This is a genomic window from Isoptericola sp. NPDC058082 (assembly GCF_042885055.1).
In the GTDB taxonomy this organism is placed as follows: domain Bacteria; phylum Actinomycetota; class Actinomycetes; order Actinomycetales; family Cellulomonadaceae; genus Isoptericola.
In genome coordinates, this window is record NZ_JBHVSQ010000001.1 from 447,468 (window position 1) to 469,470 (window position 22,003).

The 22,003-nt window shown below is 75.2% G+C and carries 23 protein-coding genes; 16 read left to right on the forward strand and 7 right to left on the reverse strand.

Features of this window, described 5'->3' with window-relative positions; genetic code table 11:
• The first annotated feature begins 102 nt into the window (after positions 1 to 102).
• The 7 genes from alaS to aroB all read left to right on the forward strand — a co-directional run bounded on the left by alaS (position 103) and on the right by aroB (position 8,514).
• Complete coding sequence (gene alaS / locus ACFVS0_RS02085; RefSeq protein ID WP_430587022.1) at positions 103 to 2,814, forward strand: alanine--tRNA ligase; 2,712 nt, start codon at positions 103 to 105, stop codon at positions 2,812 to 2,814.
• Complete coding sequence (gene ruvX, locus ACFVS0_RS02090; RefSeq protein ID WP_430551239.1) at positions 2,811 to 3,356, forward strand: Holliday junction resolvase RuvX; 546 nt, start codon at positions 2,811 to 2,813, stop codon at positions 3,354 to 3,356. Before alaS ends, ruvX begins: the two co-directional genes overlap by 4 nt.
• 67 nt (positions 3,357 to 3,423) lie before the next feature.
• Positions 3,424 to 4,575 (forward strand): endolytic transglycosylase MltG, encoded by a 1,152-nt coding sequence (gene mltG, locus ACFVS0_RS02095; protein ID WP_430562229.1) that lies wholly within the window; start codon positions 3,424 to 3,426, stop codon positions 4,573 to 4,575.
• A gap of 1 nt (position 4,576) precedes the next feature.
• Positions 4,577 to 5,464, forward strand: a complete 888-nt coding sequence (locus ACFVS0_RS02100) for a shikimate dehydrogenase (protein ID WP_430587023.1) — start codon at positions 4,577 to 4,579, stop codon at positions 5,462 to 5,464.
• 43 nt (positions 5,465 to 5,507) lie between these two features.
• Positions 5,508 to 6,725 carry a chorismate synthase gene (gene aroC / locus ACFVS0_RS02105; RefSeq protein WP_430584863.1) on the forward strand — a complete coding sequence of 406 codons (1,218 nt, stop codon included), beginning with the start codon at positions 5,508 to 5,510 and terminating at the stop codon, positions 6,723 to 6,725.
• Positions 6,722 to 7,363 carry a shikimate kinase gene (locus ACFVS0_RS02110; protein ID WP_430587024.1) on the forward strand — a complete coding sequence of 214 codons (642 nt, stop codon included), beginning with the start codon at positions 6,722 to 6,724 and terminating at the stop codon, positions 7,361 to 7,363. The genes aroC and ACFVS0_RS02110 overlap by 4 nt, the downstream gene beginning before the upstream one ends.
• Complete coding sequence (gene aroB / locus ACFVS0_RS02115; RefSeq protein WP_430551244.1) at positions 7,360 to 8,514, forward strand: 3-dehydroquinate synthase; 1,155 nt, start codon at positions 7,360 to 7,362, stop codon at positions 8,512 to 8,514. The genes ACFVS0_RS02110 and aroB overlap by 4 nt, the downstream gene beginning before the upstream one ends.
• Here aroB and ACFVS0_RS02120 read toward each other — a convergent pair.
• On the reverse strand, positions 8,511 to 8,963 hold the full coding sequence (locus tag ACFVS0_RS02120; RefSeq protein WP_430587025.1) for a hypothetical protein: 453 nt from the start codon (positions 8,961 to 8,963) through the stop codon (positions 8,511 to 8,513). The genes aroB and ACFVS0_RS02120 overlap by 4 nt on opposite strands.
• A 65-nt stretch (positions 8,964 to 9,028) precedes the next feature.
• On the opposite strand from ACFVS0_RS02120, the gene ACFVS0_RS02125 reads away from it, so the two are divergent.
• Entirely contained in the window at positions 9,029 to 9,751 is a 723-nt protein-coding gene (locus ACFVS0_RS02125; protein WP_430587026.1) for an ArsR/SmtB family transcription factor, read from the forward strand.
• Positions 9,752 to 9,763: 12 nt separating this feature from the next.
• Here the strand turns inward: ACFVS0_RS02125 and ACFVS0_RS02130 are convergent, their stop codons facing one another.
• Both ACFVS0_RS02130 and ACFVS0_RS02135 read right to left on the reverse strand, forming a co-directional pair.
• Positions 9,764 to 10,570, reverse strand: a complete 807-nt coding sequence (locus ACFVS0_RS02130) for a glycerophosphodiester phosphodiesterase (RefSeq protein ID WP_430587027.1) — start codon at positions 10,568 to 10,570, stop codon at positions 9,764 to 9,766.
• A complete protein-coding gene (locus ACFVS0_RS02135) occupies positions 10,567 to 11,685 on the reverse strand; it encodes an alpha/beta hydrolase (protein WP_430587028.1) in 1,119 nt (372 codons plus the stop codon). The genes ACFVS0_RS02130 and ACFVS0_RS02135 overlap by 4 nt, the downstream gene beginning before the upstream one ends.
• A 98-nt stretch (positions 11,686 to 11,783) precedes the next feature.
• Here ACFVS0_RS02135 and ACFVS0_RS02140 point away from each other — a divergent pair, with 98 nt between their 5' ends.
• Complete coding sequence (locus tag ACFVS0_RS02140) at positions 11,784 to 13,253, forward strand: MFS transporter (protein WP_430587029.1); 1,470 nt, start codon at positions 11,784 to 11,786, stop codon at positions 13,251 to 13,253.
• On the opposite strand, the gene sigJ is transcribed toward ACFVS0_RS02140, so the two are convergent.
• Positions 13,192 to 14,253 (reverse strand): RNA polymerase sigma factor SigJ, encoded by a 1,062-nt coding sequence (gene sigJ / locus ACFVS0_RS02145; protein ID WP_430562221.1) that lies wholly within the window; start codon positions 14,251 to 14,253, stop codon positions 13,192 to 13,194. The genes ACFVS0_RS02140 and sigJ overlap by 62 nt on opposite strands.
• Before the next feature lie 91 nt (positions 14,254 to 14,344).
• On the opposite strand from sigJ, the gene ACFVS0_RS02150 reads away from it, so the two are divergent.
• On the forward strand, positions 14,345 to 14,698 hold the full coding sequence (locus ACFVS0_RS02150) for an iron chaperone (protein ID WP_430587030.1): 354 nt from the start codon (positions 14,345 to 14,347) through the stop codon (positions 14,696 to 14,698).
• A gap of 20 nt (positions 14,699 to 14,718) precedes the next feature.
• Here the strand turns inward: ACFVS0_RS02150 and ACFVS0_RS02155 are convergent, their stop codons facing one another.
• The 3 genes from ACFVS0_RS02155 to ACFVS0_RS02165 all read right to left on the reverse strand — a co-directional run bounded on the left by ACFVS0_RS02155 (position 14,719) and on the right by ACFVS0_RS02165 (position 18,574).
• Positions 14,719 to 16,119, reverse strand: coding sequence for an FAD-binding oxidoreductase (locus ACFVS0_RS02155; RefSeq protein WP_430587031.1), 1,401 nt, complete (start codon positions 16,117 to 16,119; stop codon positions 14,719 to 14,721).
• A 101-nt stretch (positions 16,120 to 16,220) separates the two neighbouring features.
• On the reverse strand, positions 16,221 to 17,567 hold the full coding sequence (locus ACFVS0_RS02160) for an MFS transporter (RefSeq protein ID WP_430587032.1): 1,347 nt from the start codon (positions 17,565 to 17,567) through the stop codon (positions 16,221 to 16,223).
• Positions 17,564 to 18,574 carry an alcohol dehydrogenase catalytic domain-containing protein gene (locus tag ACFVS0_RS02165; protein WP_430587033.1) on the reverse strand — a complete coding sequence of 337 codons (1,011 nt, stop codon included), beginning with the start codon at positions 18,572 to 18,574 and terminating at the stop codon, positions 17,564 to 17,566. The genes ACFVS0_RS02160 and ACFVS0_RS02165 overlap by 4 nt, the downstream gene beginning before the upstream one ends.
• A 74-nt stretch (positions 18,575 to 18,648) precedes the next feature.
• On the opposite strand from ACFVS0_RS02165, the gene soxR reads away from it, so the two are divergent.
• From soxR to nusB, 6 genes are all read left to right on the forward strand, one after another.
• The gene (soxR, locus tag ACFVS0_RS02170) at positions 18,649 to 19,128 is read left to right on the forward strand and encodes a redox-sensitive transcriptional activator SoxR (RefSeq protein WP_430562216.1); all 480 of its coding nucleotides are present in this window, start codon (positions 18,649 to 18,651) and stop codon (positions 19,126 to 19,128) included.
• Between the two features lie 82 nt (positions 19,129 to 19,210).
• Entirely contained in the window at positions 19,211 to 19,657 is a 447-nt protein-coding gene (locus ACFVS0_RS02175) for a type II 3-dehydroquinate dehydratase (protein WP_430587034.1), read from the forward strand.
• An 84-nt stretch (positions 19,658 to 19,741) separates the two neighbouring features.
• The gene (locus ACFVS0_RS02180; protein WP_430587035.1) at positions 19,742 to 20,449 is read left to right on the forward strand and encodes a hypothetical protein; all 708 of its coding nucleotides are present in this window, start codon (positions 19,742 to 19,744) and stop codon (positions 20,447 to 20,449) included.
• Positions 20,446 to 20,823 (forward strand): hypothetical protein, encoded by a 378-nt coding sequence (locus tag ACFVS0_RS02185; protein ID WP_430562214.1) that lies wholly within the window; start codon positions 20,446 to 20,448, stop codon positions 20,821 to 20,823. The genes ACFVS0_RS02180 and ACFVS0_RS02185 overlap by 4 nt, the downstream gene beginning before the upstream one ends.
• Before the next feature lie 95 nt (positions 20,824 to 20,918).
• On the forward strand, positions 20,919 to 21,482 hold the full coding sequence (gene efp, locus ACFVS0_RS02190) for an elongation factor P (RefSeq protein ID WP_430551259.1): 564 nt from the start codon (positions 20,919 to 20,921) through the stop codon (positions 21,480 to 21,482).
• Between the two features lie 15 nt (positions 21,483 to 21,497).
• Positions 21,498 to 21,914, forward strand: a complete 417-nt coding sequence (gene nusB, locus ACFVS0_RS02195) for a transcription antitermination factor NusB (protein WP_430551260.1) — start codon at positions 21,498 to 21,500, stop codon at positions 21,912 to 21,914.
• Positions 21,915 to 22,003: the final 89 nt, after the last annotated feature.

The window sequence follows — 22,003 nt, forward strand, 5'->3', positions numbered from 1 at the left end:
CCCGCACCCGACCCCGCACCCAGCGGTACCAGCTCGACAACCGGCTCGACGTCAGCCCCGACATCGGCCTCGACCTCAGCCTCGACCTCATTGAAGGACACCATGCGCACCGCCGAGATCCGCAAGCGTTGGCTCGACTACTTCGAGTCGAAGGACCACGCGATCGTCCCGAGCGCCCCCCTGGTCTCGCCCGACCCGTCGATCCTGTTCACGATCGCCGGCATGGTGCCCTTCATCCCGTACATCCTCGGTACGGAGCCCGCGCCGTGGCCGCGGGTCGCGAGCGTGCAGAAGTGCATCCGCACCAACGACATCGAGAACGTGGGCCGCACCACGCGGCACGGCACGTTCTTCCAGATGAACGGCAACTTCTCGTTCGGGGACTACTTCAAGCGCGAGGCGATCGACTTCGCGTGGGAGCTCCTCACGACCGACCAGGGCCAGGGCGGCTACGGCCTCGACGGCGACCGCCTCTGGGTGACGATCTGGGAGGAGGACGCCGAGGCCTTCGACGCGCTCACGAAGGGCGTCGGGCTCGACCCGAAGCACGTGGTGCGCCTGCCCCGCGAGGAGAACTTCTGGGACACGGGCCAGCCCGGCCCGGCGGGCCCCTGCGCCGAGTGGCACTACGACCGCGGACCCGCGTACGGCCCCGACGCCGTCGGCGGCACGGTCGACCCGGGCGGCGACCGCTACCTGGAGATCTGGAACCTCGTCTTCGACCAGTTCGTGCGCGGCGAGGGCCAGGGCAAGAACTACCCGCTGCTGGGCGAGCTCGAGCACAAGAGCATCGACACGGGGGCGGGCCTGGAGCGCATCGCGTACCTGCTGCAGGGCAAGGAGAACCTCTACGAGATCGACGAGGTGTTCCCCGTCATCGCGCGCGTGGAGGAGCTGACCGGCAAGCGCTACGGCGCCGACCCCGAGGACGACGTGCGGATGCGCGTGATCGCGGACCACGTCCGCTCGTCGCTCATGGTGATCGGGGACGGCGTGCGCCCGTCGAACGAGGGCCGCGGCTACGTGCTGCGGCGCCTCGTGCGCCGCGCCGTGCGCGCGGTGCGCCTGCTCGGCGTCGACGAGGTCGCGCTGCCGTCGCTGCTGCCCGTGTCGAAGGACGCGATGAAGGCGTCGTACCCGGAGCTGGAGGCCGACTTCGGCCGCATCAGCGACGTCGCGTACGCCGAGGAGGACGCGTTCCGCCGCACGCTCGCGCAGGGCACCACGATCCTGGACACCGCCGTGGGCCGCGCCAAGTCGCGCGCCTCGGACGGTGCCGACGGCGGCACCCCGGTGCTCGGCGGCGCGGAGGCGTTCCAGCTGCACGACACCTACGGCTTCCCGATCGACCTCACGCTCGAGATGGCGGCCGAGCAGGGCGTCCAGGTGGACGAGAAGGCGTTCCGCGACCTCATGGCGGAGCAGAAGCAGCGTGCCCGCGCCGACGCGCTCGCGAAGAAGACGGGCCACGCCGACCTGCGCTCGTACGAGCACCTGAACAAGGAGCTCTCCGCGCCGGTCGAGTTCCTCGGGTACACGGACACGGAGTCCGCGGTGACGGTGGCCGGTCTGCTGGTCGACGGCGTGCCCGCCCCCGCGGCGACCGCGCCCGCCGACGTCGAGGTCGTGCTCGACCGCACGCCGTTCTACGCGGAGGCCGGCGGCCAGCTCGCCGACCAGGGCACGATCGTGCTCGACGGCGGGGCGACCATCGAGGTCGACGACGTGCAGCGCCCGGTCAAGGGCCTGTCTGTGCACCGCGGCCGCCTGGTCGAGGGCACGGTGGCGCTGGGCGACCCCGGCACCGCGACGATCGACGTCGCGCGTCGTGTCGCGATCAGCCGCGCCCACTCGGCGACGCACATGATCCACAAGGCGCTGCACGAGATGGTCGGGCCGGACCGTACCCAGGCCGGGTCGGAGAACGCGCCGAGCCGCGTGCGCTTCGACTTCCGGTCCCCGACCCCGGTCGCCGCGGACGCCCTCGGCGAGATCGAGGAGCGCGTCAACGCGCGGCTCACCGAGAACCTCGAGGTGACCGACGCGACCATGCCGATCGCCCGCGCCCGCGAGCTGGGCGCCATGGCGCTCTTCGGCGAGAAGTACGGCGACACCGTGCGCGTCGTGTCCATCGGCGGTGACTGGTCGCGCGAGCTGTGCGGCGGCACGCACGTCAAGGCCACCGGCGAGGTGGGTCGCGTCGCGCTGCTCGGCGAGGCCTCGATCGGTTCCGGCGTGCGTCGCGTGGACGCCCTCGTGGGCGACGGCGCGTACGGCTTCCAGGCCAAGGAGCATGCCCTCGTGGGTCAGCTCACGGGCCTGCTGGGCGCCCGCCCGGACGAGCTCGCCGACCGCGTGGGCTCGCTGCTCACGCGCCTCAAGGACACCGAGAAGGAGCTCGCGGGCCTGCGCCAGGACCGCATCCTCGCCGCGGCGGGCACCCTCGCCGCACAGGCGGAGCGCGTGGGTGAGGTGCGGGTCGTCGCGCACGACGCCGGCGAGGTGGCCTCGGCCGACGACCTGCGTGCGCTGGCGCTGGACGTCCGCGGCCGCCTGGGCGACGCCGAGCCGGTGCTCGTCGCCGTCGGCGGCGTCGCGGGCGGGCGGCCCCTGGTGGTCGTGGCCACGAACGCGGGCGCCCGCGACGCGGGCCTGCGGGCCGGCGACTTCGTCAAGGCCGCGGCGAAGACCCTCGGCGGCGGGGGCGGCGGCAAGCCGGACCTGGCCCAGGGCGGCGGCACCGACGCGTCGGCGCTGCCGGCCGCGTTGGCCGGCGTCGCCGAGGGCGTGCGCGCCGCGCAGGCGGGCGCGTGACGGGACCGTCGCCGGAGCAGGACGCGCCCCGCGGGCTGCCGCGGGGCGCGCGCCTCGGGGTGGACGTCGGCAAGGCGCGCATCGGGCTCGCGGGCAGCGATCCCGACGGCCTCGTCGCGACGCCGGTCGAGACCGTGCCACGCGTGCTGGAGGTGCCCGCGGGCGCCGACGGCGCGCCCACGGTGACGCCCGACGTCGCCCGGATCGCGACGGAGGTCGAGGAGCGGTTCGCCGCGGTCGTGTACGTCGGTCTGCCGCGCCACCTGTCCGGGGCGGAGGGCGCGGCCACCGCGGACGCGCGCGACTTCGCCTCCCGCCTGGCGGCCGCCGTCGCCCCCGTCGAGGTGCGTCTCGTGGACGAGCGGATGACGACCGTGACGGCGCACGCGCAGCTGCGGTCGGCGGGGCGACGCACCAAGACACACCGGTCTGTCGTCGACCAGGCCGCAGCCGTTATCATTCTGCAATCTGCACTCGACGTGGAGCGGTCGGCGGGGGAGCGCGCCGGTGAGCTCGTCGAGCAGCAGCGACCGGGCGCCTGACCAGCCCGGACAGCAGCAGCCGACCCATCGTGCCCACCCCAGGCCCTGTCAGAAGGAAGAACCCGGCGTGACGGACCTCTTCGAGCATCCCGCCCTCCAGGAGGCGCCCGCGGCACCCACGCGGCGCCGCTCGGCCGCCGGACGGAGGGCCGCCGCCAAGCGCAAGCGCCGCCGCAGGCAGCGCACGGCCGTGGTGCTGGTGGTGGTCCTCGGGTTCGTGGGCGCGGGGGCCTACCTGCTCTGGGACCGCATGGACTCGCTCGTCGGCGACCTGCCGTTCATCGGGTCGCAGAACGACGACTACCCGGGACCGGGCGGAGACCCCGTCGACGTCGTCATCCCCGAGGGCGCCACCGGCGGCCAGATGGGCACGGTGCTGCAGGAGGCCGGGGTCGTGGCCAGCGTCGGAGCGTTCACGGACGCGTTCGGCCAGAACCCGGCCGCCGCCGGCATCCAGCCCGGCACCTACCAGCTGCAGGCCGAGATGAAGGCGTCGGACGCCGTCGCCGCGCTGGTGAAGAACGAGAAGCTGCAGACGAACGTGACCATCCCCGAGGGGTACACGGTCGCGCAGATCGTCGACAAGGTCGGCTCGGTCACGGACATCACGCCGAAGCAGCTCGAGAAGGCGCTGAAGGACCCGGAGTCCTTCGGACTGCCGAAGCAGGCCGACGGCAACGCCGAGGGCTGGCTGTTCCCGAAGACCTACACCGTCCAGCCGGGCGACGACGCCACGACGCTGCTCACGGCGATGGTGAACCAGACCAAGCACGAGCTCGAGTCGGCGGGGATCGACAAGGGCGACTGGGAAGAGGCCCTCAACAAGGCCTCGCTCATCGAGCGAGAGGCTCGAGACGCCGAGGACCGACCCAAGATGGCGCGGGCGATCGAGAACCGACTGGATCGAGGAATGACCCTCGACATCGACGCGGCGGTCGCCTACGGCGCAGGCAAGCCCGGCACCCAGCTGACCAACGACGACAAGGCCGACACGAGCAACAAGTACAACCTGTACAAGCATCTGGGGCTCCCCCCGACGCCGATCAGCAACCCCGGTGCCTCCTCGATCGAGGCCGTCGCGAACCCCGCCGACGGCGACTGGATCTTCTGGGTGGCCGTCAACCTCGACACGGGCGAGACGAAGTTCTCCGAGACTTACGAGCAGCACCAGAAGTACGTCGACGAGCTGCGCGCCTGGGAAGACGAGAACGGATACTGACGTGGCCGTTCTTCGTCGAGCGGCGGTGCTGGGCCACCCCGTCGCGCACTCCCTCTCGCCCATCCTGCACACCGCCGCGTACGACGCGCTCGGACTCGAGGGCTGGGAGTACACCGCGATCGACACCACGGTCGAGGACCTGCCGGCGCTCGTGCGGAGCCTCGATCTCGGCTGGGCCGGCCTGAGCGTGACCATGCCCCTCAAGCACGCGGTCATGGACCTCGTGGACCACGTCGACCCGCTCGCCGTGGCCGTGGGCGCCGTCAACACGGTGCTCGTCGGTCCCGCGCAGTGCGGCGTGACGCTCACGGGCACCAACACGGACGTGTACGGCCTCGTCACCGCGCTCCGCGAGGGGTTCGCGGCCCAGGGGCGTGGTGCCGGCGCAAGCGCGGAGAGCGCCGTCGTCCTCGGCGGCGGCGCCACCGCCGCGTCCACGCTCGCGGCGCTGGGCGAGCTCGGCTGCACGACGCCGCGCGTGCTGGTCCGTTCCCTCGGCCGCACGTCGGGGCTTCAGGAGGCGGCCGCGCGGATGGGCGTCAGCCCGCGCTTCGAGGTCCTCGACCCGTCGGCCTCGCTGGGCGCGCTGCGGGACGCCGACGTCGTGGTCTCCACGATGCCGGCCTACGCCGCCGACCCGGTCGCGGCCGCGATCGCCGCCCACGGCGCCGCGCCGTCGGGCGTGCTGCTCGACGTCGTCTACGACCCGCGCCCCACCGCGCTGGCGACCGCCTGGTCGGACGCGGGCGGCATCGTCGTCGGCGGCGAGCGGATGCTGCTGCACCAGGCGGTGGAGCAGGTGCGCCTGATGACGGGGCGCACGGCCCCGGTCGCGGCCATGGACGCTGCGCTCGGCCGTGCCCTGGCGACCCCGGCGTCCGCCCGCTGACCACCGGACGGACCCGCGGCGCGAGCGTGGAAGAATCGCAGGCATGCTGCGCTGGATGACGTCGGGGGAGTCGCACGGTCCGTCACTCGTGGGGGTGCTGGAGGGACTGCCCGCCGGCGTCGAGGTGGTGACCGCGGACATCCAGGCGGCGCTCGCGCGCCGGCGGCTCGGGTACGGCCGCGGCGCCCGCATGAAGTTCGAGCAGGACGCGGTGCGCGTGCTCGGCGGCCTGCGCCACGGCGTCACGCAGGGCGGCCCGCTGGCCTTCGAGATCGGCAACACCGAGTGGCCCAAGTGGACCGACGTCATGTCGCCGGACCCCGTCGACCGCGACGCGCTGCTCGTCGACGCCGGCACCGGTGACGAGCGCGAGATCGCGCGCAACCGGCCGCTCACCCGTCCCCGCCCGGGCCACGCCGACCTCGTCGGGATGCGCAAGTACGGCTTCGACGACGCCCGGCCGGTGCTCGAGCGCGCGTCGGCCCGCGAGACCGCGACGCGTGTCGCGCTGGGCCTGGTCGCGGCGAAGTTCCTCGAGCAGGCGGTCGGCGTCCGGCTCGTCTCGCACGTCGTGGCGATCGGCCCGGTGGAGGTCCCCGAGGGCGCCGAGCTGCCCACGCCCGACGACGTCGCCGCCCTGGACACCGACCCGGTGCGCTGCTTCGATGCCACGACGAGCGCGGCGATGGTCGCGGAGATCGACGAGTGCCGCAAGGACGGCGACACCCTCGGCGGCGTCGTCGAGGTGCTCGCCTACGACGTGCCGACCGGCCTCGGCAGCTACGTGCAGGGCGACCGGCGCCTCGACGCCCGCCTGGCGGGCGCGCTCATGGGCATCCAGGCGATCAAGGGTGTCGAGGTCGGCGACGGCTTCCGCACCGCGCGCCGCCGGGGCTCGGCCGCGCACGACGAGATCGAGCGCGGGGACGACGGCCACATCCACCGCCGCTCCAACCGCGCGGGCGGCATCGAGGGCGGCATGTCGAACGGCGAGGTGCTGCGTGTGCGCGCCGCGATGAAGCCGATCTCCACCGTGCCGCGGGCCCTCGCGACGGTCGACGTCGCCACGGGGGAGGCCGTCACGGCGCACCACCAGCGCTCGGACGTGTGCGCGGTGCCGCCCGCCGCCGTCGTCGCGGAGGCGATGGTGGCGCTCGAGCTGGCGCAGGCCGTCGTGGAGAAGTTCGGCGGCGACTCGGTGGCCGAGGTGCGGCGCAACGCGGAGGCGTACCTCGCCTCGATCCCCGAGCTGCTCCGATGAGCGCGGGCGTGCCCCGCGCGGTCCTCATCGGTCCGCCCGGCAGCGGCAAGACGACCGTCGGCCGCCTGCTCGCGCAGCGGCTCGGCGTCGCGTTCCGGGACACGGACGCGGACGTCGAGGAGACCGCGGGCAAGCCCGTCGCCGAGATCTTCGTGGAGGACGGCGAGCCGCACTTCCGCGAGCTCGAGCGGGAGGCCGTCACCACGGCTCTGGCCTGCCACCCCGGCGTCCTCGCCCTCGGCGGTGGCGCGGTGATGGACGAGCACACCCAGCGGGCGCTCGAGGGCTACGTCGCGGGCGGCGGCACCGTCGTCTTCCTCGACGTCTCCCTCGCGCACGCCGCGCCCCGCGTCGGATTCAACCAGTCCCGCCCGCTGCTCGTGGGCAACCCGAGAGCGCGATGGGTCGAGCTGATGCAGGCGCGCCGGCCCACCTACGAGCGGCTCGCCACGGTGCACGTCGTCTCCGACGAGCGGCCCCCGCAGGAGGTCGCCGCACAGGTGCACGCCGGCGTCAGGGGCGCACCGGCCCAGGAGGGCACGCCTCAGGAGGGCACGCCTCAGGAAGGCACGGCTCAGGAAGGCGCGGCGCAGCACGACGCGGCCGCGGGCACATCGGCACAGGAGGTCCAGTCATGACGGTCCGCGTGACCGTGCAGGGCAGCACGAACGAAGCACCGTCCTACGACGTCGTCGTCGGGCGGCACCTGCTCGGCGAGCTGCCGGGCCTGCTCGGGGAGGGCGTGCGGCGGGTGCTGGTCATGCACCCGGCGTCGCTCCAGGCCACCGGGGAGGCGGTCCGCGAGGACCTCGTGGGCCAGGGCTACGAGGCGTTCGCCGTCGAGCTGCCCGACGCCGAGGAGCAGAAGACCGCCCAGGTCGCCGCGTTCTGCTGGCAGGTGCTGGGCCAGGCCGACTTCACGCGGTCGGACGCGATCGTCTCCGTCGGCGGCGGGGCGACGACCGACCTGGCCGGCTTCGTCGCGGCCACCTGGCTGCGGGGCATCAAGGTCGTGCACGTGCCGACCACGCTGCTCGCGATGGTCGACGCCGCGGTGGGCGGCAAGACGGGCATCAACACGGCCGAGGGCAAGAACCTCGTGGGCGCCTTCCACCCGCCCGCGGGGGTGCTGTGCGACCTGGCGGCCCTGGAGACCCTCGACCGCTGGGACCTCGTCGCCGGCATGGCGGAGGTCGTCAAGACCGGCTTCATCGCCGACCCGCGCATCCTCGAGCTCGTGGAGGAGCACGCCGACGAGCTGCGGGAGTGGAAGGGCTCGGACGCCTCGCCGGAGACCTGGGCCGTGCTGACGGAGCTCATCGAGCGGTCGGTGCGGGTCAAGGCCCGCGTCGTGGGGGAGGACCTCACGGAGCAGGGCCTGCGGGAGATCCTCAACTACGGGCACACCCTGGGGCACGCGATCGAGCTCACCGAGCGCTACCAGCTGCGGCACGGCGCCGCCGTCGCGATGGGGATGGTCTTCGCGGCCGAGCTCGCCCGCCTCGGGGGCAAGCTCGACGACGCCGTCGTGGACCGGCACCGCGCGATCCTGGACTCCCTCGGCCTGCCCACCACCTACCGCGGCGACCGCTGGGACAAGCTCCTCGCGGCCATGCAGCGCGACAAGAAGACGCGCGGCAACCTGCTGCGCTTCGTCGTGCTGGACGACGTCGCGAAGCCGACGCGCCTCGAGGGGCCGGACCCGACGCTGCTCGCCGCCGCGTACGCGGAGATCTCGAAGGAGCCGCCGGCCGGCCGGCCCGGCGTGACGGTCCAGCTCGGGCTCTAGCCCGCGCCCCCGCCGGCCGGGCGCGCGGACTCGCGCTCGGCGTCCCACCCGCGCACGACGTCCTGGCACGCCGGGATGTCGTCGTCCGCGACGAGCAGCACGAGGTTGCCGTCGTGGTCGCTGTACAGGTGCTCCACGACGATGCCTGCCTCCGCGAGGTGGCGCGCGAACGCGCCCATCTGCCCGGGGACGTCCTGGGCGAGGCGGGTCGTGACGACGTCGCGGGCGACCGCGGGTCCGAGACCCGCCGCCGCCAGCGCGGCGACCGCGCGGGGTCCGTCGTCGACGAGGAAGTGGGCGACGCGGCCGCCGTCGAGGCTGGTCACGCCGCCGCCCTCCAGACTGACACCGGCGAGCCCGAGCGTCTCGCCCAGGTCGGCCAGTGCGCCGGGCGTGCCGGGCAGACGGACCTCGAGGTCCTGCGGGGCGGGGGCAGCAGCGGCGGTCATGCGCCGACCGTAGACGCGAGACGTCTCGGCGTCCGCCGAAGCGTCGCCACCGTATCGTCGGGGCCATGGCTGGTGACGGGCGGGACCGGGACTTCACCGCCGTCGGGCGTGCGCTCGCCGCGCCGGCCCGGTCGGTGTTCCTGGGGCTGCTCATGGACGGCACGGCCCGCCCGGCGGGGGAGCTGGCCCGCGCGGCCGGCGTGCGGGCGTCCACCGCGTCGGAGCACCTCGCGGTGCTCCTCGAGGCCGGCCTGGTGACCTCACGCGCGCAGGGGCGTCACCGGTACTACGAGCTCGCGGGCCCGGAGGTGGCGGATGCGCTGGAGGCGCTCGGCGGCCTGACGGGACCGGCGCCCGTGACGGGGTACCGCCGCAGCCGCGAGGCCGACCGCCTGGCGGAGGCGCGGTTCTGCTACGACCATCTCGCGGGGCGGCTCGGTGTAGGGCTGACCGGCGCGTGGGTGGCGTCCGGGTGGCTGGTCGGGGAGTCGCTCGCGCTCACCGACGCCGGGACCCACGGGCTGCGCGACCTCGGCGTGGAGGTCGACGCGGCCGTCCGCGCCCGCCGTCCCACGGTGCGGGCCTGCGTCGACTGGACCGAGCGGCGCGTGCACCTGGCCGGCGCGCTCGGCGCCGCCGTCGGCGCCCGCTTCCTCGACGCGGGGTGGGTGGCGCGGACGACCGGGCGGGGGCTGCGGCTCACCCGGAGCGGGCAGGCCGTGGTGCGCGAGGCATGGGGCGTCGAGCTCGCCCCGGCCGGCGGGGGCGCCGGACACGGCCGGGCCTGACGGTCGGGACGCTCAGGCCCACAGGCCGCGCGCGACGAGCACGTCGCGCAGCAGGTCGGCGCGGTCGGTGACGATCCCGTCGACGCCCAGGTCGAGGAGACGACCCATCTCCCCAGGGGTGTTGATCGTCCACACGTGCACCTGCCGCCCGGCGCGGTGGGCGGCGGCGACCGTCCTCGCGTCGACCACCGGCACGCGGCCCTCGGAGACGGGGACCTGCAGGGCGTCCACGTCGCGCAGCGCGCGGCGGGTGATCGCGTCGACCCGGAGGCGGGCCCCGGCGAGGAAGCGCGCCACCTCGCGGCGCCCGGCCGACGTCGCGACCGGGCGGGACAGGCGGGCGAGGGTCGCGCGGCGGCGCCCGACGTCGAACGACGTGACGCAGACCCGGTCGTGCGCGCCGGTGCGCTCGATCGCCTCGGCGGTCGGCGCCACCCCGGAGTCCTCCTTGACGTCGATGTTGACCCGCAGGTCGGGCCAGGTGCCGAGCACGTCGTCGAGACGTGGGACCGGCTCGCTGCCGCCGATGCGTGCGTGCCGCACGATCGACCACGGCAGGTCGGCCACGCGCCCGGTCGCGTCGGTGGTGCGGTCGAGGGAGGCGTCGTGCAGGGCGACGGCGACGCCGTCGGCGGTGCCGTGCGCGTCCGTCTCGACGTAGCGGAAGCCCAGGTCGACCGCGGCGGCGAACGCCGCCAGGGAGTTCTCCAGGTTCTCCCGGCCGTGCGAGAAGCCGCGGTGGGCCAGCGCGACGACGGCCAGCGGCGCGCCGTCGGCGCCGCGGGGGTCGAGGTACGGGTGCGCGGGGACAGGTCTCACGGCTGCGCCTCTTCCTCGCGCACGGTGTCGCGGGTGTCGCGGGTGTCGCGGGTGTCGTCGGTGTCGCGGAGGTCGTCGGCGACGGCGGTCAGGGTCCCGGGGACGGGCGGGCGGGCCTGCGGCAGGCGGGCGGCGAGCCATGCCAGGACGCCGTCGAGATAGGCGTGCCGCGGCGTGTCGGCGGACAGGGCGAGGTCGTGCACGCCGCCGGGCACGACGAGCGGGATCGTGTCGGGCCCGACCCGGGGGGTCAGGGCCGCGATCCGGCCGACGTCGAGCACGGTGTCCTGCGCGTCGAGAAGCGGGTTGTCGGGCCGGTCGGGGCCGGAGGTGTCGCTGCGAGCGACCAGGACCGGCCCGGGGACGGCGAGACCGCGGGCCAGGCGGGCCTGCGCGCGCGTGACCGTGCGGAGCCAGCCGGCGCGCGCCGGGAGCCCCTCGGGGCGCTTGAGCGTCGTGTCGAAGTCCCACCGGCCGCCGTGGGAGGCGTGCTGGGCCGTGGCGTACTCGGAGGGGTGCGCGCTGACGACGGCGAGCGGGCGACGTCGGCCCAGGACCTCGAGCACCGCGGAGCGGCCCGCGTCCGCGAGCCGGGAGCCGCTGAGGGAGAAGAACGGCGAGTTCAGCACCAGGAGGTCGGGCCCGTGCGCCGGGTCGTGACGGACGGCGTGCGCCCACAGCGCCGCGCCCAGGCCGCCCGTCGAGTGCGCGTGCACCACGAGCGGCAGGCCCGGCTCGAGCTCCCGGACGGCGTGCGCCGCGGCGGACAGGTCGGCGCCCGCCTCGCGCAGGCTCGCGACGTAGTGCGGGGGCAGCGGGTCGTCGGCCCCCGGGCCGGCGTCGAGCAGGGAGCGCCCCGCGCGGCGCAGGTCGACGGCGTGGAACGCCAGGCCGGCGTCGACGAACGCCCGGGCGAGGTGCGCCTGGAAGAAGTAGTCGTTGTACCCGTGCACGTGCAGCACGACGGCGCGCGGCCGCGCCGGCCGGTCGACGGCCCGCACCAGGGTCGCGGGGCCGAGCGGCCGCTCCTCGAAGCCGGGGCCGAGGAGCCGGTCGGGCCGCCACCGCCGGGCGGGACCGGGGCGCCGGGGCGGGCGCGGGGCGGGGGCGTGCACGGCGCGATCGTATCCGCGGGCGTCGGTCGCGGCGCGCCGTCGACCGCGGTGCGACGCGCCCCTCCCGCCGGGCGCCCGCGTCGGGCAGACTGCGCCTCATGAGCGACCGACCGGCGGTGCCGGAACCCGTACCCGACGCCGCGCCCACCGCCTCGCCCGGGTCGCCGCACGCCTCACCTCACGGCCCGCGGCACGACGGCGCGGCGAGGCCGGGCGTCGCGGAGGCGCCGGTGCCGCGCCGCCAGGTCGTCTCCTGGGCGATGTGGGACTGGGCCACCCAGCCGTTCAACACCGTGATCGTGACGTTCGTCTTCACGGCCCTGTACCTCACGAGCGACGCGTTCCTGACGCCCGAGGTGGCCGCGCTGCCCGCGACGGACCCGGTGCACGAGCGCGCCCTGGCCGGGCTCACGAGCGGGCTGGGGCTCTGGATCACGATCGGGGGCCTGCTCGTGGCGCTCCTCGCGCCGGTGCTGGGGCGTCGCGCCGACGTCGAGGGACGCCGCAAGGCCTGGGTGGGCGGCGCGACGCTGGTCATGGTCCTGGCGATGGCGGCGCTCTTCGCCGTCCGCGCGGACCCGGCCTGGTTCGTGCTCGGCGCGGCCCTGGTGTCCCTCGGCAGCGTGTCGAGCGAGATCGCCGGCGTGAACTACAACGCGATGCTCGTGCAGGTCTCGACGCGCGCCACCGTGGGCCGGGTGTCCGGGCTGGGGTGGGGGCTGGGGTACCTGGGCGGGATCGTGGCGCTCGTCCTCGTCGTGGTGGCGCAGACGTTCGACTGGTGGGGCATGCCCACCGACGACGGCCTGGCCTACCGGGTCATCGCGCTGGGCTGCGCCCTGTGGGCCGTGGCCTTCGCCTGGCCGCTGTTCCGCTACGTGCCCGAGGCGCCGCCCGCGGAGGACCGCCCGCGCGTCGGCTTCTTCGCCGGGTACGTCGTCCTGGTGCGCGACGTCGTCGCCCTGTACCGCCACGAGCGGCCCACCTTCTGGTTCCTGCTCGCGAGCGCCGTCTACCGCGACGGTCTGTCCGCGGTGTTCACGTTCGGCGCCGTCATCGCCGCGGTGTCGTTCCGGTTCGGCGACGACGCGGTGATCGCGTTCGGCATCGCCGCCAACCTGCTCGCCGGGCTCAGCACGATCGTCGCCGGGCGCCTCGACGACCGGTTCGGGCCCCGCGCGGTGATCATCGGCTCGCTCACCGGGCTCGTGGTGTGCGGGCTGCTCGTCGTCGCGCTGCACCCGTTCGGGTCCGTGGTGTTCTGGGTGGCGGGGCTGGCGCTGACCTGCTTCGTCGGCCCGGCGCAGGCCGCGTCCCGCTCCCTGCTGGCGCGGGTCGCGCCCGCCGGGCGCGAGTCGGAGATCTTCGGCCTCTACGCGACGACGGGCCGCGCGGTCTCGTTCCTCGCTCCCTCGATGTGGACGCTGCTCATCGCGCTCACGGGCGCCACCATCTGGGGGACCCTGGGCATCGTCGCCGTGATCCTGGTGGGCCTCGTGCTCATGCTCAAGGTGACGGTGGGCCGTCGGGAGCCTGCGCGGCCCGACGTCGCTGCCCCGCTGCCCTGATCTCGGCGGCCACCGCCTCCAGGTCGGCCAGCGGCGCCAGGTGGCGCAGCTTGTCCGGGTTGATGACGCCGTCGATCCGGGTGATGCGCCCGCCCACGACCTGCACCGCGTACGTGCCGATGACGCCGCCGCCGACGGACTCGTCGGCGTACGCGATCATGCCCGGAGCGCCGTTGACGACGGTCGCCTCGATGCGCGCGGGCGCGCCCCGTCGCGCGAACCCCGACAGGAGCCGGGCCACCGCCACGTTCCCCGACACCGGGCGGGACACCGCCAGCCCCGCCGGCACGTTGCCACCGCCGTCCCCGGTGAGCGCCACGTCGTCGGCGAGCAGCTCGACCAGCGCGTCGACGTCGCCCTCCTCCGTGGCCGCGATGAACCGCCGCACCAGCTCCGCGGCGTGCGGGTCGGTCCTGGCCGCCCCGGCGCTCGCCCCGGACTCCGCCTCCCGCCGGGCCGCGACCCTGCGCCGCGCCCGTGACGCGAGCTGCCGCGCGGCCAGCTCCGTCGTCCCGATCACCTGGGCCGACTCGCGGTGGGGATAGCCGAACACGTCGTGCAGGAGGAACGCGGCCCGCTCCGCCGGCGTGAGCGTCTCCAGGAGCACGAGGAAGGCCGTCGACAGGTCGTCCGCCAGCTCCGCGTGCGCGGCGGCCTCGCGCCCCGCCGACCCGGCCGCCACCACGTCCCCGACCAGCGGCTCGGGCACCCACTCGCCGACGTACGACTCGCGCCGCACCCGCGCCGAGCGCAGCACGTCCAGCGCGATCCGGGTCGCGACGGTCGTCGTGTACGCGGCGGGGTTCATCACCACGGGGTCCACCGCCCCGACCGGTGCCACGCGCAGCATGGCCTCCTGGGCGACGTCCTCCGCCTCCGTGACGCTGCCCAGCATCCGGTACGCGGCGCCGAACGCCACCCGGCGCAGGTCCTCCAGGTCGGTGCGGGGCTCGGTCGCACGCCCGGTGCGTCGTCGGGCGGGGGTGTCCGTGCGTGGCATGCTGCCCATCCTTCCGCGGGGCGGGCGTTCCGCCCCGCACTGCCGACGACGTGGCGTGGCGAGACGTGACGCCGCACCCCACGATGGACCCGTGGGAGACGTCGAGGACTACCTGGCCACCCTGACCGGAATGGAGCGCGACGCCGTCGCGCGCGTCTACGAGCGGGCACGGGCCCTCGTGCCGGACGTCGAGGAGGGCCGCAGCTACGGCATGCCCGCGCTGCGGTACCGCGGCAGCCCGCTGGTGAGCGCCGTGGTCACACGCACGCACGTGGGCCTCTACCCCTTCAGCCCCGACGTCGTCGCGACGCTCGCGGGCGACCTGGGCGGGTTCCGCACCACCAAGGGGTCCGTCTCCTTCCAGCCCGACGCCCCTCTGCCGGACGACGTCGTCGACCGGCTGGTGCTCGCGCGCCGCGACGAGATCGACGCGCGGGCCCGCTGACCGTCCCTCCCGTCCGCCTGCTACGCCGGTGGCACGTTGACGTTGCCGCGGAACCGGTTCTGCGGGTCGTAGCGGCGCTTCACGTCGCGCAGCCGCTCCCAGGTGGCGCCCGGGTAGGCCGCCCGCGCGGCGTCGAGCCCGCCGTCGAGGCTGAAGTTCACGTACGCGCCCTCCGCGCCGCGCAGGCGGTCGGCCAGTGCCTCGACCCAGGGGGTGTACCCGGCGGCGCCGGCCGCGTCGCGGGCGACCGCGGCGACGTTGCCCACCAGGCGCGCACCGCGGTGAGCATAGGCCGTCGCGTCGGCGGGGACGTCCGACACCGCGCCGCCGAGCACCCGCAGCTGGGCGGCGCGCATCAGCGCGTCGGACCCCTCCAGCTGCTCCAGGAGGTGCGCCGCGGCGGCCTCGTCGAGCCCCTCGGCGAGGAACGTGCGCCCGGTCGCGACGAGCGGGCCGCCCTCCGGGCCCCCCTCCAGCAGGCTGGGGTAGGGCGCGGTGCGCAGGCCGTCCAGCAGCGCGCCGCCGGCGCGGGCGGCGACGTCGCGCAGCGGGGCCAAGGCGGCGTCCGCCTGGTCGAGCGGGCCGGACCAGCACGCGTTGGCCATGACCACGAGACGTCCGTGGTGCTCCGCGGGAATCATCGGCATCGGCGGCGCCGGCATCACCATGACGACCATCGTCAGCTCCGGGGGCGCGGCCTGAGCGGCCGCGACCACCCCCGCCACGCTCTCGGGCGTGGCCGGCAGGAGGAGCACTCCGCCGACCACCTGCGACACCTCGTGCAGGGCGAACCGGAACCGTGTCACGACGCCGAAGTTGCCGCCGCCGCCCCGCAGCGCCCAGAACAGGTCGGGCTCGTGGTCCGCGTCCGTGCGCACCACCTCGCCGTCCGCGGTCACGACCTCCGCGCCGAGGAGGCTGTCGATGGTCATGCCGAGCGACCGCGACAGGAGGCCGACGCCGCCGCCCAGCGTGATGCCGCCGACGCCGACGGTGCCGGTGTCGCCGAACGGGGTCGCGAGGCCGTGCTGCCCGGCCGCGCGCGAGTACGCGCCCGCGGTGATACCGCCGCCGGCCCAGGCCGTGCGGCCGTCGACGTCGAGCTCGAAGGAGTCGAGATCGCGCAGGTCCAGGGTGAGCGCGCCGTCGGCGGCGCCCAGACCGAAGACCGAGTGCCCGCCCGAGCGGACGGAGACCTCGGCGCCGGCGTCGCGCGTGACGCGTACCGCGCGGACCACGGCGTCCGTGTCGGCGGGCCGGACGACGGCCGCCGGGCGCTGCTCGACGCCGCCGGGCTCGATGGCGCGGGCGGCGTGGTAGCCGTCGTCGTCCGGGGCGACGACGGGCGTCGCGTCGCCGAGAGCGGTGCGGAGCGCGTCGACCGGGACGGCGGGCGTGGGGGGATTCGAGGGCTGAGACATCGTGACTCCTCGTCGGGACGACGGTACGGGGACCGGACCGGTCTGCGGCCCGGTCCGTGCGGACGAGCAGGGGAAGCACCAGAGCTCGCCCGGGGGTGCACTCAGGAGGACCGGGCGGGGAGCACATCCTCATCGGCAGCATCCCGTACACCCGACGGGAACGCGACGGAATTCGTGACGGTGCCGGGTCGGGTACGACCGGCCAGCACGGCCGCGGTCAGCGCGAGCGCCGCGGAGAGGCCGAGGCACACCGCGTACGCGGCCGCGCCGACCCGGTCGTGCAGGGCCCACAGCAGCGCGCCCGTGCCGGTCAGCGCGAGCGCGGACGCCGCCGCGTCGGCCACCTGGAGCACCGACATCGACACGCCCTGCGCCGAGGGCGGCGCGAGCTCGAGGACGAGCAGGTTGAGGGTGGGGAACATCAGACCCATCCCGAGCCCGCTCAGCACCCACGGCGCGGCCGCGGCGGCCAGGGGCACGCCGGGGACGACCAGCAGGGCGACACCCGCGGTCCCCAGCGCGAGGGAGATGCCGCCGACGCGGAGGAACCCCGCGTGCGACAGGCCTCCGAGCCCGCGACCGCGTGCCCACGACCCCGCCGACCACCCGAGGACGTGCAGCGTGAGGACCGCCCCGGCGAACGCCGGGGCGAGACCGCGCTCGCGGACGAGCGCGAGCGGCAGCAGCACCTGCGCACCCACGAACGCGGCGGCCACGAGCGCCCGCACCAGCACGACCGTCCCCAGCCCGCGCGCGCCGCGCAGCACCTGGCCCACGACGCCCCGCCACGACGCCGCGTCCCCGCCGTCGTCGGCGACCCGTCCGGCCGAGCCCCGGGTGCGCCCCGCCGCCAGCGCCGGCCGCAGGGCCAGCAGGGCGGGCACGGCCAGCGCGGGCACGGCGAGGAACACCCACCGCCACCCGAGGTACTGCGTCATCGCCCCGGCGAGCAGCGGGCCCACGACCCCCGGCACCACCCACGCGGCCGCGAACCACGCGAAGACCTTCGGCCGCCGCTCCGCGGGGAACACGCGCGCCACCAGCACGAAGATCGCGACCCCCTCGATGCCGCTGCCCGCGCCCTGCACGGTGCGACCGGCCAGGAGCACCGGCATGCTCGGTGCCAGCCCCGCGATGAGCAGCCCCGCGAGGAACAGCGAGATCCCCGCCAGCAGCGGCGGCGTCGGCCCGCGGCGGTCCGTCCACCGGCCCGCGACCAGCATCCCCACGACCCCCGCGGCGGACCCCGACGCGAACGCGAGCGTGTACAGGCGCAGGCCGTCCAGCTCGGCGGCCACCGTCGGCATCGCCGTCGAGACCGCCAGGGACTCGAACGCCCCCAGCGCGACGTACGCCACCATGCCGGTCAGCACCGTGCGCTGCGCCCGGACGCCCAGCAGCCCGGCGCGCGACCCGTCGGCCGCACCCTCGGCGGACGCGCCGGTCATCCGAGGACCACCTTGCCGACCGTGCGGCGCTCCTCGAGCTCCCGGTGCGCCCGTGCCGCCTCGGCGAACGCCACCCGATGGGTGAGCACGCGCCACTCGCCCGACGCCGCCCGCTCCAGGGCCCGTCGCTGGTAGGCGCGCAGGTCGCCGAACGCGGGGGCGCCGGGTCCGACGACGGCCCGCACCTCGACCGGGTCGCCCGCCGGGGTGACGGCGCTCGCGGCCACGGGGTTCGGGCTCCCGGAGGCCCAGCCCTGCACGACGAGCCGACCGCCGGGCCCGAGGAGGGCCGCGGCCTCGGCGCCCAGGTCGCCACCGACGCCGTCGATCACGACCGTCGCGGCGGCCGCGCGCAGCCGGCCGAGCGCGGCCCGCGCGGCGGCGGGCCAGCCGTCCCCGGCGACGTCGACGACGGCGAGCCGCTGCCCGGCGTCGGGGGCGAGCCCGCGGACCGCGCGGACCTTGCGCGGCCCGCCGGCCAGGGCGAGGACCCGGGCGCCCGCGTCGAGCGCCGACTGGACGAACAGGGAGCCGAGGCCACCTGCGGCGGCGGTGAGCACCACGACGTCGTCGGGACGCGGCCGCGCGACCTCCAGCGTCATGAGCGCCATCCGGCCCGTACCGATCATCGCGACGGCGTCGGCCAGGTCGAGCCGGTCGGGGAGGCGGTGCAGGGCGTCGACGGGCGCGACGGCGAGGCGCGCGTACCCGCCGCCGTCGGGCGTGGCGCCGAGGTGGGCGGCGACCCGGACCCCGAGCCGGTCGTCCCCGACGTCCGGGCCGACCGCGACCACCGTGCCCGCGACCTCGCGCCCGGGGATGGCGGGGAGACGAGGCGCGGGCAGGGGACCGGTGGCCTCGCCGCGGCGCAGGGTGGTGTCCAGCAGGTGCACGCCGTGCGCGCGGGCGGCGACGAGCACCTGGCCGGGGCCGGGCACGGGGTCGGGGACCTGCTCGAGGACGAGGGTCTCGGGCGGGCCGTAGGTGTGGTGGCGGATAGCGTCCATCCCGTCATGCTGTGACCTGAACTATGGTTGAGGTCAAGGGTCGGGAGGCCGCCGCGCGGGGAAGGACACCGATCGTGCCGGAGCATGCGACCGAGAGGGTCCCGTGGGACCACGTCGAGCTGTCCGTCGGCGAGGTGGCCGCGCGCAGCGGCGTCGCCGTCTCCGCCCTGCACTTCTACGAGCGGCGCGGCCTGATCGCCAGCCGCCGCACCTCCGGCAACCAGCGGCGCTACCGACGTGACGTCCTGCGCCGGGTGTCGTTCATCCGGGTCTCCCAGCGGGTCGGCATCCCGCTGGCGCGCATCGCCGAGGCGCTGGAGACCCTGCCCGCCGATCGCGCCCCGAACGTCCGCGACTGGGAGCGGCTGTCCAAGGCCTGGCGCACGGACCTCGACGCGCGCATCGAGCAGCTCGAGCGGCTGCGGGACGACCTCACCGACTGCATCGGCTGCGGCTGCCTGTCCCTGAGCCGGTGCGTGCTCGCCAACCCGCACGACGCGCTCGGCGACGACGGCCCGGGCCCGCGCCGGCTGCTCGTCGACGAGACGGACTGACCCGACCGGGACGGCCGGACGACCGGTGGCGCGAGCGCGGACGGCCGGGACGGCCGCCGTGGTGCCGCCGTACCCTCGGGCCATGACTCACGTCCTCGTCCTCAACGGTCCCAACCTCGGTCGGCTCGGCGTGCGCGAGCCCGAGATCTACGGCCACGCGTCCATGTCCGACCTCGAGCGGGAGGCCGCCGGCTGGGGGAGCGAGCTGGGCGTCACCGTCGACGTGCGCCAGACCGACGACGAGTCGGAGCTCGTGGGCTGGCTGCACGAGGCCGTCGACGCCCGCGCGCACGTGGTGCTCAACCCCGCGGCGTTCACGCACTACAGCTACGCGCTGCGCGACGCCGCCGCCCAGGTGACGTCCTCCGGGCTGCTGCTCGTCGAGGTGCACCTGTCGAACCCCGCCTCGCGCGAGTCGTTCCGGCACTACTCGGTGGTGGCCGGCATCGCGACGGGCACGATCGCGGGCTTCGGTTTCGACTCCTACCGGCTGGCGCTCGGCGCCCTCGCGCACAAGCTCCAGTCCTGAACTCCTCCTTCTCCAGGGTCCAGGCTTGACAGGAGACAAGTCCTGAGACTTGTCGACGTCCTCACAAGGTCGTAGCGTTGAGCCATGATCGTCGTCACTGCGGACCAGCGGGGCAGCACCCGGGGTCCCGACCGTGTGCCCGAGGCTCTCGCGCTCGTCGCCGCGCGGGCGCACGGACGGCCGGGAGTGCTGCTGCCCTTCGACCGCACGGTGGGCGACGAGCTCCAGGGCGCGCTGTCCGCGGACGACGACGGCGCGGCGCTGGCCGTCGACGTCGTCCTCGACCTGGTGCGCGACGGCGGATGGTCCGTGGGGATCGGCCTCGGCGCGGTCGACCGGCCGCTGCCGGCGGAGTCGAGGGCGGCCTCCGGCCCGGCGTTCGTGCGGGCTCGCGCGGCGGTCGACCGGGCGAAGCGGCGCGGGCGCGGCAGCGTGCCCCTGGCCGTGGTGGGGCCGGACGAGGAGCCGCGCTCGACCGTCGCCGCGGACGCGCAGGCGCTCCTGCATCTGCTCGGGGCCGTCGTGGCGCGGCGTTCCACGGCGGGGTGGGAGGCCGTCGACACGCTCGTCGCGCAGCGGGGCCCGGCACCGCAGCGGGCCTCGGCGGCCGCGTTGGGGGTCAGCGAGCAGGCGGTGAGCCAGCGGCTGCGTGCCGCGCTGTGGGCCGAGGACGCGGCCGTCCGGCCGCTCGCGGCGCGCCTGCTGCGGGCCGCGGGTGCCGACCTGGACGATGACCTGGACGACGACCCGGACGACGACCCGGACGGCGAGGCAGGGGAGGAGCGCGCGTGAGCTTCGGAGCGGTGGCGGCGGACGTCGCTGTGTGGCTCGTCGGCCTGGGCGCGAGCGTGGGCGGTGGTGCCTGGCTCGTTCCGTGGGTGCTGCGGCACGCGGAGCGGGAGCCGCAGGCCGCGGCGGAGGCGGTCGCCGTGCTGCGCGGCGGCACCTGGATCGGCCTGCTCGAGCGGCTGTGCGTCACGGGTTCGCTGCTCGCGGGCTACCCGGAGGGCGTGGCCGTCGTCGTCGCGGTCAAGGGGCTCGGCCGGTTCTCGGAGCTGCGCGAGCACCCGGTCGCGAGCGAGCGGTTCGTGGTCGGGACGCTGGCGTCGCTCGCATGGTCGGCCGCCGTCGGGATCGCGGGGCACGTGCTCCTGGTCGCGCTGTAGAATGTTCCGGGCTCTCTGCTGCCCGGCACGTCGACATCCGCACGACATCCGCACGACTTCCGCTCCGTACCCGACCCCGAGGACGAACAAGAAACGTGGCTACCTCCAACGACATCAAGAACGGCACCGTGCTCCGCATCGACGGTCAGCTCTGGTCGATCATCGAGTTCCAGCACGTCAAGCCGGGCAAGGGTGGCGCGTTCGTTCGCACGAAGATGAAGAACGTGCTGTCCGGCAAGGTCGTCGACAAGACCTTCAACGCGGGCACCAAGGTCGAGACCGCGAACGTGGACCGCCGCGACTTCCAGTACCTGTACATGGACGGCGCCGACTACGTCTTCATGGACACCGACACCTACGACCAGATCACCGTGCCCGCCGCCACCGTCGGCGACGCGGCGAACTACATGCTCGAGGGCATGAACATCATGGTCGCGTCCAACGACGGCACGCCGCTGTACGTCGAGCTCCCGTCGTCCGTGGTCCTGGAGATCACCTATACGGAGCCGGGCCTGCAGGGCGACCGCTCCACCGGCGGCACCAAGCCCGCCACCCTCGAGACGGGCGCGGAGATCCAGGTCCCGCTGTTCCTCGAGCAGGGCACCAAGGTCAAGGTCGACACGCGTGACGGGTCGTACCTGGGCCGCGTGAACGACTGACGGGCGCCTGCTGACATGGGTGCACGCACCAAGGCGCGCAAGCGCGCCGTCGACATCCTCTTCGAGGCGGAGCAGCGGGGGATCGACCCGCAGGTGCTCGTCGCCGACCGGGTGATCGAGCCGCACACCGAGGCCGCCGTCCCGCAGTACACGGTCGACCTCGTGGAGGGTGTCGCCACCCACCGCGAGCGCATCGACGAGCTGCTGGCGACCTACTCGCAGGGGTGGACCGTCGAGCGGATGCCGGCGGTCGACCGCGCGCTGCTGCGGATCGGCACCTGGGAGCTGCTCTACAACGACGACGTCCCCGACGCCGTCGCGGTGGACGAGGCGGTCGACCTCGCCGGACAGCTCTCGACGGACGACTCGCCGTCGTTCGTCAACGGCCTGCTGGGCCGGCTGGTCGACATCAAGCCGACGCTGCTGATCTGACGCGTCTCGACGCCCCACAGGCGGTGGGGCACGCATCCCGGCCCGGGGGGGTGTGCCCACGACTTTCTGTCTTTTCGGGGTCGTCTTCC

What these genes read in the sequence shown, in the direction of transcription:
- alaS (WP_430587022.1), top strand. Translation starts at nt 103, where the DNA reads ATGCGCACCGCCGAGATCCGCAAGCGTTGGCTCGACTACTTCGAGTCG.
- aroC (WP_430584863.1), top strand. Translation starts at nt 5,508, where the DNA reads ATGCTGCGCTGGATGACGTCGGGGGAGTCGCACGGTCCGTCACTCGTG.
- ACFVS0_RS02110 (WP_430587024.1), top strand. Translation starts at nt 6,722, where the DNA reads ATGAGCGCGGGCGTGCCCCGCGCGGTCCTCATCGGTCCGCCCGGCAGC.
- aroB (WP_430551244.1), top strand. Translation starts at nt 7,360, where the DNA reads ATGACGGTCCGCGTGACCGTGCAGGGCAGCACGAACGAAGCACCGTCC.
- ACFVS0_RS02120 (WP_430587025.1), bottom strand. Translation starts at nt 8,963, where the DNA reads ATGACCGCCGCTGCTGCCCCCGCCCCGCAGGACCTCGAGGTCCGTCTG.
- ACFVS0_RS02125 (WP_430587026.1), top strand. Translation starts at nt 9,029, where the DNA reads ATGGCTGGTGACGGGCGGGACCGGGACTTCACCGCCGTCGGGCGTGCG.
- ACFVS0_RS02140 (WP_430587029.1), top strand. Translation starts at nt 11,784, where the DNA reads ATGAGCGACCGACCGGCGGTGCCGGAACCCGTACCCGACGCCGCGCCC.
- sigJ (WP_430562221.1), bottom strand. Translation starts at nt 14,253, where the DNA reads ATGCCACGCACGGACACCCCCGCCCGACGACGCACCGGGCGTGCGACC.
- ACFVS0_RS02155 (WP_430587031.1), bottom strand. Translation starts at nt 16,119, where the DNA reads ATGTCTCAGCCCTCGAATCCCCCCACGCCCGCCGTCCCGGTCGACGCG.
- ACFVS0_RS02160 (WP_430587032.1), bottom strand. Translation starts at nt 17,567, where the DNA reads ATGACCGGCGCGTCCGCCGAGGGTGCGGCCGACGGGTCGCGCGCCGGG.
- ACFVS0_RS02165 (WP_430587033.1), bottom strand. Translation starts at nt 18,574, where the DNA reads ATGGACGCTATCCGCCACCACACCTACGGCCCGCCCGAGACCCTCGTC.
- ACFVS0_RS02175 (WP_430587034.1), top strand. Translation starts at nt 19,211, where the DNA reads ATGACTCACGTCCTCGTCCTCAACGGTCCCAACCTCGGTCGGCTCGGC.
- ACFVS0_RS02180 (WP_430587035.1), top strand. Translation starts at nt 19,742, where the DNA reads ATGATCGTCGTCACTGCGGACCAGCGGGGCAGCACCCGGGGTCCCGAC.
- nusB (WP_430551260.1), top strand. Translation starts at nt 21,498, where the DNA reads ATGGGTGCACGCACCAAGGCGCGCAAGCGCGCCGTCGACATCCTCTTC.